9 protein-coding genes are annotated in these 10,357 nt (G+C 58.7%); 4 read left to right on the top strand and 5 right to left on the bottom strand.

Translation table 11 applies throughout. The features are described 5' to 3' along the window. Positions 1 to 42 precede the first annotated feature (42 nt). Entirely contained in the window at positions 43 to 687 is a 645-nt protein-coding gene (locus tag ROO76_19310; GenBank protein MDT8070322.1) for a DUF1844 domain-containing protein, read from the bottom strand. Between the two features lie 8 nt (positions 688 to 695). Next, the gene (locus ROO76_19315; protein ID MDT8070323.1) at positions 696 to 1,757 is read right to left on the bottom strand and encodes an aminomethyltransferase family protein; all 1,062 of its coding nucleotides are present in this window, start codon (positions 1,755 to 1,757) and stop codon (positions 696 to 698) included. Positions 1,758 to 2,034: 277 nt separating this feature from the next. Here ROO76_19315 and ROO76_19320 point away from each other — a divergent pair, with 277 nt between their 5' ends. The 4 genes from ROO76_19320 to ROO76_19335 all read left to right on the top strand — a co-directional run bounded on the left by ROO76_19320 (position 2,035) and on the right by ROO76_19335 (position 8,327). Continuing rightward, complete coding sequence (locus tag ROO76_19320; protein ID MDT8070324.1) at positions 2,035 to 3,267, top strand: cyclopropane-fatty-acyl-phospholipid synthase family protein; 1,233 nt, start codon at positions 2,035 to 2,037, stop codon at positions 3,265 to 3,267. Next, complete coding sequence (locus tag ROO76_19325) at positions 3,246 to 4,400, top strand: NAD(P)/FAD-dependent oxidoreductase (GenBank protein MDT8070325.1); 1,155 nt, start codon at positions 3,246 to 3,248, stop codon at positions 4,398 to 4,400. Before ROO76_19320 ends, ROO76_19325 begins: the two co-directional genes overlap by 22 nt. A gap of 393 nt (positions 4,401 to 4,793) precedes the next feature. Next, positions 4,794 to 5,729, top strand: a complete 936-nt coding sequence (locus tag ROO76_19330) for a hypothetical protein (GenBank protein ID MDT8070326.1) — start codon at positions 4,794 to 4,796, stop codon at positions 5,727 to 5,729. A 117-nt stretch (positions 5,730 to 5,846) separates the two neighbouring features. Next, positions 5,847 to 8,327, top strand: coding sequence for a zinc-dependent metalloprotease (locus tag ROO76_19335; protein MDT8070327.1), 2,481 nt, complete (start codon positions 5,847 to 5,849; stop codon positions 8,325 to 8,327). Here the strand turns inward: ROO76_19335 and ROO76_19340 are convergent. The 3 genes from ROO76_19340 to ROO76_19350 all read right to left on the bottom strand — a co-directional run. Continuing rightward, complete coding sequence (locus tag ROO76_19340; protein MDT8070328.1) at positions 8,320 to 9,075, bottom strand: hypothetical protein; 756 nt, start codon at positions 9,073 to 9,075, stop codon at positions 8,320 to 8,322. The two genes, ROO76_19335 and ROO76_19340, sit on opposite strands and share 8 nt — an antisense overlap. A 123-nt stretch (positions 9,076 to 9,198) precedes the next feature. Then, positions 9,199 to 9,684, bottom strand: a complete 486-nt coding sequence (locus ROO76_19345) for a hypothetical protein (protein MDT8070329.1) — start codon at positions 9,682 to 9,684, stop codon at positions 9,199 to 9,201. A 138-nt stretch (positions 9,685 to 9,822) separates the two neighbouring features. Next, positions 9,823 to 10,357 (bottom strand): hypothetical protein (locus tag ROO76_19350; protein MDT8070330.1); only part of this gene is annotated, 535 nt, incomplete at its 5' end.

Genomic DNA, 10,357 nt, shown 5'->3' on the forward strand with positions numbered 1-10,357 from the left:
GCATTTGCCAAGCGTGGCCGGACCGGGCCGGCGCTACGCGAGCTACTTCAGTCCGGCGTTTGGATCAACGGGGCCTTGCGGGGCACGGGCAAAGGCGTTCGTGACCTCGATGTAAGCCATGCGCAGTTCATACAGCACGTTCTGCATCAGGGTGTCTTCGGCGGCGGTGAGATTGCCCTTTGTCTTCTCAGCCAGAATGGATATGGTGTCGATCGTCTGGCGCGCGGCCATAATATCGGGGCGAGCCTGCATGCCCTGCTCCTGTACGAGGCCGAGTTGCATGAGCGCGGTCATGTAGAGCGAGGCGACGAATTTGTCGAAGGTCATCTCGAAATCGGAGGCCTTGCGGCCCGGGCTGCGTTGATCAAGTTCCTTCTGGATGCGCGCATCGATGTCGGCGGTCTGCGACTTGTAGGCCGCGGCCTGTTCGCGCTGCTCGTCGGCGGATGGGGAGAGGGGCTGATCATCAGCAGTGGGAGTATCCACAGCCGCTGACTGGGGCGAATGTTTGACACCAGAAGATTCCTGAGCGGTTTGTGAACGCGCATGCTCTGACTGGGGCAGAGGTGAGGCAGCGTCGCGAGTCTCTGCCGGAGATTCGTCGCTTGCCTCAGGACGGAGGTCGCCTTCGCTGGTAAATTTGCGACGATCGCTTACAACAAAGTCGTTTTTCTTTTGTTCTGCCATAGACTGCGTCAATCCTTAACTGTAAATGGAAGCGCGCTTACGATGGCGCGTGCTTCGTTGATGCGAACTTCGGTTCCGGGGGTACTCGATTCGGTTCGGATGTAACCGAGTCCCAAAGTCTTCTTTGAGCCGCCCATGAGAATTTCCGCACTGCTGGTGATTTCCCCAACCTTTTTGTCTCCGGCCATAATGGCGGTTTCGGGTGCAGGTGCGGGGCCTTCGACGATGAATCCTGCAAGGCCGCGGTGGAGCAGGGCGCGGGAACGGATGCGCTCGACGATTTCCTGTCCAAGATAGCAGCCTTTGGCGAAGTGCAAGGCGCGGTCCTGCCCGGTTTCCTGGGGGAGATAACGTTCCGTCATGTCGACGCCGTAGCGCGGAATTCCACGAAGGATACGGAGCCACTCGAGGGCTTCGTATCCGACCGGAGTTGCGCCTCCGGAGACCAACGCATCCCAGATGGCATTGGCGTGGCCGGGAGCGAACCAGATTTCGTAGCTCCCGCCGCGGTCTCCGAGGTCACGCGCGACGGAAATACCGATGTTGTGCCAGTCGAGATCGACGACTTCGCCCGGCCCGAGGTCTGGGACATTGAACCCGGCCTTGGCAAGCACGTCGCGGGAGTTTGGTCCGGCGATTCCGATGGAGGTGAGTTTGTCGCTTACGTCGGCAACTTCGACATCATCCATGATGATGTACTTGTCGAAGATGGCCACGAGCTTTTCGATTTGGTCGGCGTCGGTGATGACCAGGTAATACTCGCCGCGATTGTAGCTGGTGAGGTCCCCCTGGATTCGTCCCTGGGCGTTCAGAACCAGGTTGTAGTTGCCGTGGTTCGGTGGGAGGTCGCGCGTGTTGTTGGTGACCATGCCGTTGAGCCAGCGTTGGCGGTCGGAGCCGGCGAGGACTACCATGCCGCGCCAGCCGAGATCGAACACGCCAGCGGCGGTGCGCAGGGCCGCGAATTCCCGGGCGGGATCGCCGAACGAGGCGGCAGTTTCAGCGCCGCAGTACTGGCCCAAACGTCCGCCGAAAGATGCCAGCCGATCATGAAGAGGTGCGTTGGACATAGTCAAACATTTGATTATATCGAAATGCTGACTGGCGCTCGGGGCGTGTGGTGGGGTAGGATTTCGGGCCGGAACACAGAGCCCACGGACGTTCGGGAACACACAAAGCCCCGCGGGAACGTTCGAAAGGCATCACAGGGTGTAAATGCAACCGCAATGTCAAGCGCGAATCTATGTCTAAAGACACGATGGGCTTGATTTTCTGGGCGGTGGGGGTAATAAAGAGAAAGCCTGGAGTGAAACTTGCCGAATCCGGCAGACGCACTGAGAGGTGAAAATGAGGAAGACAGCCTCGCGGGTTGATCGCTGGTTACTGCAGAGTGTACGCAAGATGCTGGGTCCCGCAGCGTTGGACCTAGTGCTGGATACGGGTGGAGAAGAGGCGTCGCCGGTGCGACACCCGGTTGCGAGAATTCGTTTTGCCGATCGCAAAACGCTGCTGGATGTAGTGGCGCGTGGCGAGTTGGCGTTCGGGGACGCATTCAGCGACGGCAAGGTCATCATTGAGGGCGACCTGCTGGCAGGACTCGAAGAGATCTATAACGCGCGTCGCGGCGTGAGGCCGGGCCTGCTGGCACGTTGGATCCTGTGGACGCAGCGAAATACTCTAAGCGGGTCGCGCAAACACATCCATCATCATTATGATCTGGGAAACGATTTCTACCGGCAATGGCTTGACTCCGAGATGCAGTACACCTGCGCGTATTTCCCCGAAGAGAACGCGTCGCTGGAGGCGGCACAGGTGGCAAAGATGGACCATGTGTGCCGGAAGATATGGTTGCAGCCGGGCGAGACCGTGGTGGAAGCCGGGTGCGGTTGGGGCGGACTGGCGCTGCACATGGCGCGCAACTACGGCGTGAGCGTGAGAGCGTACAACATATCGCACGAGCAGGTTGCGTTCGCACGAGAGCGTGCGCGGCGCGAAGGTCTCTCCAGCCAGGTTGAGTTTATTGAAGACGACTACCGGAATATCCGGGGCCGGTTCGACGCATTCATGTCCGTCGGAATGCTGGAGCATGTCGGACCCGAGCATTACAAAGAACTGGGCAGGATCATTCACCGGGCAATCGGCGATACTGGGCGAGGGCTGTTGCACTTCATCGGTAGAAACTACGATCGGCCACTTAGCATCTGGATAAAGAAGCGGATCTTTCCGGGCGGGCACCCACCCACGTTGCGCAGCGTGATGGATATTTTCGAGCCGCAGGATCTCACCGTCCTGGATGTCGAAAACCTGCGTATGCACTATGCGAAGACGCTGGAGAACTGGCTGGAGCGGTTCGAGAATTCAGTTGATGATGTGAAAAAACAATACAGCGCGCATTTTGCCCGAATGTGGCGGTTGTACCTGGCGGGGTCGATCGCGGGCTTCCGAACCGGGACCTTGCAACTTTTCCAGGTGGTGTTTGCGGCGCGTGAGTGCAAGACGATCCCGTGGAACCGGTCGTACCTGTACGAGGGATTGGAGCGGCGGGAATCGGACGAGCCATGGATTCGTGCGATATCGTGATAGTCGGCGGCGGTCCTGCGGGGTCGTCGTGCGCGTGGGCGTTGCGAAACTCCGGGCTCGACGTGTTAATCGTCGACCGGGCGAAGTTTCCGAGAGATAAATTGTGCGGCGGATGGATCACGCCGTTGGTGGTCGAGGAACTTGAACTGGATATTGAGGACTACGCGCGTTTGCGCACTCTCCAGCCAATCACTTCATTCAAAACGGGCGCCATTGGGCAGCGGGAGGTCTACGTTAACTGCGGCAAGGTCGTTAGCTACGGGATTCGGCGATGCGAGTTCGACGATTACCTGCTGCGACGCTCGGGAGCGCGGTTGCGTGAGGACTTTTCCATTATCAGCATCGAACGGACGGCGGATGGGTGGCTGATCAATGATGAAATAAGGGCGCGGATGCTGGTGGGCGCGGGGGGGCACTTCTGTCCAGTCGCGCGATGGCTGGGAAATGGCGACGAGCCGCAGCCGGTAGTTGCGCGCGAGGTGGAATTCGAGATGACGCCGCGCGAGGCGGACGCGTGTACGGTCCGGGGGGTTACGCCGGAGCTTTACTTCTGCCGCGACCTGGCAGGGTACGGCTGGTTGTTTCGTAAAGGTAATTTCCTCAACATCGGGCTTGGACGGCTGGATCCGCATAAGCTGCCGGAGCACTTGAACCTATTTGCGGCGGCGATGGAGCGAGCGGGCAAGTTCAGGCTGGAGAGGCCGCGACGGTACTCGGGGCACGCGTACTTTCTTTTCGGGCACTCGAAAAGGAAGGTCGTCGAAGACGCGGTGTTGCTGATTGGGGATTCAGCGGGGTTGGCGTATCCGCAGAGTGGAGAGGGGATCCGGCCGGCGGTGGAGTCGGGATTGATGGCGGCAGAAGTAATCCGTGCGGCGCGAGGCGATTACGGTAGACAAAAAGTTGACCGGTACGCGGTGATGCTGCGAGAAAGATTTGCGAGCGGGGGCGGCGGGGTTGAGCGTTGGGCAAAACGAGTTCCGCCGGTCTTACGCAACCTTGTTGGACGGCAATTGTTGAAGACAAATGGATTTGGGCGCGTCGTGGTGCAAGACTGGTTTTTGCATATGCGGGATGCGCCACTCGTCCCTCGCGGCCGAGAAGAGGTCTTGGCCGGGCCAAACGCACTTTGAAGCAGATTGGCGGGGTATGAGCTACCAATCCGTGAGTATCCGCTCTTGAATTGGATCACTACGACGAAAGATGTAGATTCGAGTGCTGGTTTTGGTAGTGTCTTTCGTGCTACTAAAGAGCCAGTCTGTGAGAGCTGTAGACAGGTACAGCGCCGCCCGAACTCGGGGGAGGTTGGGCGGCGCGCTTTATCGCGGCGAAGCCACATGATTCGCCCTCTCCATTTCCTTCGACGAATCATCTAAATGGTCGCGCATTCGGCGCGCAATGGCATAGCGCGAACGCGCGCCTTGACCGAACTTTGAGCCCAGGGTTTGCATAGCCGGCTCGGTGGAGTACCGCGATTTGGAGGGTGCCGACCGGAGGGCGCTGGTCGTGCGATAATTTCCGGCGCTATGAAACAGATCGTTTCCGTCATCAACTTGCTTTTGTTCTCTGTTCTGCTTTTTGCTCAAACTCAAAGCGCGGCGCAAGGTGGTCAGCAGGGTCCGCCGCAGCCAGAATTCGTGCGGCAGGCGAACCAGTTGGCGCGCGAGGGGAAACTCGCCGAAGCACTGAAGATATTTGAGGAGCACACAAATGTTCCGGCGGATGCGTTTGCGGCGAATGTCGGGGCGGGCAACGTGCTGGACCTGATGGATAAGGGTGATGAGGCGCGAAAGCACTTCGCGAAAGCGGTGGAGATTGCGCCGACGCCGCAACAGAAAGCCCAGGCGAATCGCGCGACGGCGATGTCGTGGGCGTTCGAAGGGAATTGCAAAAAGACACTCGACTACGAACAGAAAGTGCTCGAGTTTTATAAAAGCGAGCAGAACTATTACCAGCAGGGCGAAGTCGCCGATGAGGGCGCACGGGTGTGCATCGATAACGGCGACCTGAACGCTGCAGAAGAGTGGTACAAGATGGGTCACGATCTCGGATTGAAGGAGCCGAACATCAAGCCGGACCGTGTGGACCTGTGGAACTTCCGATGGGAGCACGCGCAGGCGCGGATTGCGGCGCGGCGAGGGAATAAAGCCGAGGCGGAGAAGCACGTTGCGGCGGCAAAGGCGATTCTCGATAAGGGAACGAATCCGAACCAGGTTCAGTTTTTCCCGTATCTCGTCGGATATGTCGCGCTGTACACGGGGGACTACAAGACGGCGCTCGAGAATCTGCAGAAGGCCAATCAGAACGATCCATTCATTCAGTGCCTGATGGCGGAAACTTACGAGAAGCTTGGGCACAAAGAGAAGGCCACGGAACTGTACAAGAAGGCTGGGACGACTACCGCGCATAATCCGCCGGGAGCGTATGCGCATCGGGTGACAAAGGATCGGAAGATCGGATGATCGCAAGAGGAACCGAAGAACCGGCGACTCTCGCAGGGTTGGTCTCTCGGAATCCGCTTGTTCCTAATACTTAAAATCCCGGTATAATTCGTTACCTTTTTATCTTTGGAGTATTCGTTGAAAGAACTGTCGGTCCTGGTGTGTCTGTTGGCATTGATCCTTCCTTGCGCGAGCGTTGCGCAGAATTCAAATAGCAAAAACGAAGATAAGCCGCTGCCGAGTATTGCGGAGAAGACAAAGGACATGCAGAAGCGGCCGGGGTTCTTCCCGTTTTATTGGGACGAGCGGCACGGGAAGGTGTGGCTGGAGATCGACAATTTCAATACGGAGTTCCTGTTCCTGGATGGGCTTCCGGCGGGGGTAGGGTCGAACGACATCGGGCTAGATCGCGGGCAGTTTGGTGAGCCGCGTGTGGTGCGGTTCGAGCGCGTTGGGCCGAAGGTTCTGCTGGTGCAGATGAATTATGAGTATCGCGCCACCAGCAAGAATCCGGCGGAGCAGCGGGCAGTGGCGGATGCGTTCGCGAAATCGGTGCTGACGGGCTTCGAGGTGGCGGCGCAGGAGAACGGGCACGTGCTGGTGGATGCGACGCCATTCTTTCTCAGCGATCCGCATGGGGTAATCGAGACTCTGAAGCGGACCAAGCAGGGCACGTTCAAGATCGATGCGGCGCGGTCGGCCATTTACCTCGAAAACACGAAGAACTTTCCGCAAAACACAGAGGTTGAAAGCACTCTCACGTTCATCAGCGATGATCCCGGAAAACTGGTGCGCGAGGTTACGCCTGATCCGAACGCGGTGACGGTGCGGGAGCATTTCTCTTTTATTCAACTGCCGGATGGAAACTTCAAGCCGCGGGAGTTCGATCCGCGAGCGGGGTTCTTCGGAATCCAGTACATGGATTACAGCGCGCCCCCGGGAGAGCCGATTGTGAAGCGGTACATCGCGCGGTGGCGGCTGGAGAAAAAGGACCCCACGGCCGCGGTGAGTGAACCGGTGAAGCCGATCGTCTATTACGTAGAATCGGGCGTCCCGGAGCCGATACGGTCGGCGCTCGTCGAGGGTGCGAGCTGGTGGAACCAGGCGTTCGAGGCGGCGGGGTTCAAGAACGCGTTCCAGGTGAAGGTGCTGCCGCCGGGTGTCGATCCGATGGATATCCGCTACAACGTGATCGAGTGGATTCACCGGTCGACGCGAGGCTGGGCTTATGGGAACCCTATTGTCGATCCGCGTACGGGAGAAATCATCAACGGGCACGTGTCGCTGGATTCGCTGCGCTGGCGGCAAGATTACAAGATTCTCGAAGGATTGTTGTCGCCATACAAGAATGGACGGAAGGCCGATCCGCGAATACTGCAGACGGTGCTTGCGCGTATTCGGCAACTGGCGGCACATGAAACGGGGCATACGCTGGGGCTGATGCACAACTACATTTCGAGCGCGCAGGGTCGGGCCTCTGTGATGGACTATCCGCATCCGCTGGTGAAGCTGGCGCAGGACGGATCGCTGGATTTGAGCGACGCCTATGCGACGGGGATCGGTGATTGGGACAAGGTCACTATTCAGTATGGGTATTCGGATTTTGCGCCGGGAACGAATGAGAAGGCAGCTTTAAACGGGATCATCGATAAGGCGCGGGAACGAGGACTGACGTTCCTGACGGATCAGGACGCGAGGCCTCCCGGGAGCGCGCATCCGCAGGTGCATTTGTGGGACAACGGGAAGGACCCGGTTAACGACCTGGATCGCGTGCTGGCGGTACGGGAGAACGCGCTGGAGCACTTCTCAGATGCAGCGATTCAGAACGGAACGCCGATGGGGCAGCTTTCGGACACGCTGGTGCCGATCTACTTCTATCACCGCTACCAGACGGTGGCTGCGACGAAGGTGATTGGGGGCGAGTATTACACGTACGCGGTACGCGGAGATGGCCAGACGCCGACAGCACCGGTTCCAGCGACGGAACAGCGAGCGGCGCTGACGGAAGTTCTGAAGACGATTTCGCCGGAGACGTTGGATTTGCCGGATCGGATTATTGCGATGTTGGCGCCGCATCCGGCGGGATATGAAGATCGGCGGGAGAGCTTCAAAGGACGGACAGGATTGACGTTTGATCCGCTCGGTGCGGCGGAAGCCGGCGCGCAAAGGACGATTTCGTTCTTGCTCGACCCGGAGCGAGCCGCGCGATTGGTTCAGCATCACGCGTATGACAAAGCGCAGTTGGGCTTGGGCGAGGTGCTGGATCGACTGATCGATGTGGCGTGGAAGTCGCCTGCGAAGAATTCACGCGAGGCGGCGATTCAAAGAACGGTCGCCGACGTAGCACTCGCGCAGATGATTACGCTGGCGGATGACCAGAAGACGTCGGCAGAAGCTCGGGCGATGGTGCGGCTGAAGCTCCAAGAACTGCGCGAGTGGGCTGCGAGTCAGAAGGCTGCGAGCGAATCCGAGAGAGCCCATCTAATGATGACCGCCGAGCAGATCAGGAACTTCGAGGAGAGGCCGGGACGCGAGATGCAGCCGACGAAGCCGCTGACACCGCCGCCGGGAATGCCGATCGGAAGTGAGGACGATTTCGAAGCGCCCGAAATCAGATAATGCGGTGGGCCGCGTGCTGGACCCAGGCGGCGAAAGAGATCCAGGTAGCGGTGTGGCTCAGAGGCGCGCGAGCTTGCTGGATGAAGATGAGGAACAGGCTTGCATAGACGGTGGCGCGACTAATTTTTCGGTTGGACCAGTAATCGTATGCGACCAGCAGCACAAGGAAGCTATTCGAAATCAGCGCCAAGACTGGGTTGTTCCCTTTTAGAGAGCCCGCGGCCATGCGGGCGATTGCCGGTAGCACTAGAGCCGCGTTAGCCACGTAGATGAGCCGTTTGTGAGTGGCTGGGATGCGGCGGTAGCGAAACGCGAAAGCCATCAGGATGGCAAAGGCGAGGATTTCCGTGACTGGAATGATGTAGAAGACCTTGGGATCCCGGCCCGCTGGACCAAGTTTTCGCACTAGCGAATCTGTCGCAGCGAGCAGCCCGAGCACAATCATGACGCCGGCGTAGAGAAAGGCGACAATTCCGAGCCGACGATGAAGGTCGACCCTGCCAAGCGAAACCAAAGAAAGTTGAGCGATGAAAAGGAGAAGCCATCCTGAGAAAACCGCTCCGTGAATATGGATGATCAAGCTCGGCAACGGCGCGTGAAATACTCCCGCGAGGTAGTAAGTACGAGCGAAGCCGGCCAGGACGGTGACCACCATGAGAATGGCGGTGCCGGCGAAGAACTGATGGTCGTAGCGACGCCCTGGAAGGGAATGGATTACGGGAGGAACATTTGCAGCAGTCGTGGCCATGCTTCGTCACCCCACGGAATGGACGAGGATTGTAGTACAGAATCGCGAAGCGACGGAAGATTCGTTACAGGAACCGAAGAAGCGAAGATCGGGCGAACGGACGTGGGAGCCGAAGTACCCACTTTAAGGAAGGTTCATCTTCTTCAGGATGGCTTGGAAGCGCGGGTCGGAGCGGATGGGGTCGAGGAAGGCATAGCTCAGGATTGGGATGATGATGGGATCGCGCTCCTCGACGGCGCGGTCCATCCATTCGAAAGCCTGGTCGATTTCGCCGAGACCGAGATGAATCCAGGCAAAGGCTGTTGGCAGAATGTAAAACTGTGCTGAGGCGGGATGAAGAGCTGCCAGGATTCCGCGCGCCCCGGCAGTATCTCCGCTTTTTGCCAACGCCATGCCCAACCATCCCATGACCATGGGCGCGTTGCCGGAAAGGATAGCTGCTTTGCGCAGTTCTGCGAGAGCCTCTTCAAACAGGCCCTGCTCAAGCCGAATCTGTCCGGCGATAAAGTAGCCGATGAAGTATGACGGATCGAGTTGGATGAGGAGAGGTATCTGCTCCAGCGCACGATCATATTGACGGCCGAGTTGCAGGATCTCAGCGAGCCACATACTAATCAGAAAAGAGTTTAGTACATGTCGCCCATGCCGCCGGGCATTGCCGGAGCTTTGTTTTCTTCCGGCAGGTCGGAGAGGAGGACTTCGGTGGTAAGCATGAGCACCGGGGCAGAATTTCCAGGATGCTGCGATTCAGCGGACCGGCAAACCCACCATGGCCAATAGGTCCAGGTATCGCGGATCTTTTCGCAGCTTGTCGAGTCGCGGGTCGGCTCCCACCAGCACAAGTGCCGGAGTCCGATTCGCGGCGGCTGTGAAGAATTCCTGGAATGCACTTGCGCGGTTCCCGAGCGAAGCATACGCGAAAGCAGTCGCGCACCGGTCCGCCGCACCCGTGAGCTTCTCCCGGAAGACTTCCTCCGCTTTCTTTCGCTGCCCGGTCGAGCAGTAAACATGTACCAATGCCGCATAGGCCTGGGAATCGCCGGTTGCGGCCGCCTTTCGCAGCGCCCGGATCGCAGCGTCGTGCTCTTGGCGGTACCCCAGTGACAGCCCCAGGACGAAGAGCGAACGGTAACAGTTCGGGTCGAGTTGAAGTCCTCTGCGACAAAGGGCAACCGCCTGTTGATACCGCCCGGCGAAATATTCGATCATTCCCGCGCTGCCATGTACCAAGGCGGACGTGGGCTCCAACTGCATGGCTCGCTCGATTGTGCTTGTGGCCTCC

The sequence above is a fragment of the Terriglobia bacterium genome, from assembly GCA_032252755.1.
Taxonomy (GTDB): Bacteria; Acidobacteriota; Terriglobia; order Terriglobales; family Acidobacteriaceae; genus JAVUPY01.

Coding starts and splice junctions, on each gene's coding strand:
- ROO76_19310 (MDT8070322.1), bottom strand. CDS start 687: ATGGCAGAACAAAAGAAAAACGACTTTGTTGTAAGCGATCGTCGCAAA.
- ROO76_19315 (MDT8070323.1), bottom strand. CDS start 1,757: ATGTCCAACGCACCTCTTCATGATCGGCTGGCATCTTTCGGCGGACGT.
- ROO76_19320 (MDT8070324.1), top strand. CDS start 2,035: ATGAGGAAGACAGCCTCGCGGGTTGATCGCTGGTTACTGCAGAGTGTA.
- ROO76_19325 (MDT8070325.1), top strand. CDS start 3,246: ATGGATTCGTGCGATATCGTGATAGTCGGCGGCGGTCCTGCGGGGTCG.
- ROO76_19330 (MDT8070326.1), top strand. CDS start 4,794: ATGAAACAGATCGTTTCCGTCATCAACTTGCTTTTGTTCTCTGTTCTG.
- ROO76_19340 (MDT8070328.1), bottom strand. CDS start 9,075: ATGGCCACGACTGCTGCAAATGTTCCTCCCGTAATCCATTCCCTTCCA.
- ROO76_19345 (MDT8070329.1), bottom strand. CDS start 9,684: ATGTGGCTCGCTGAGATCCTGCAACTCGGCCGTCAATATGATCGTGCG.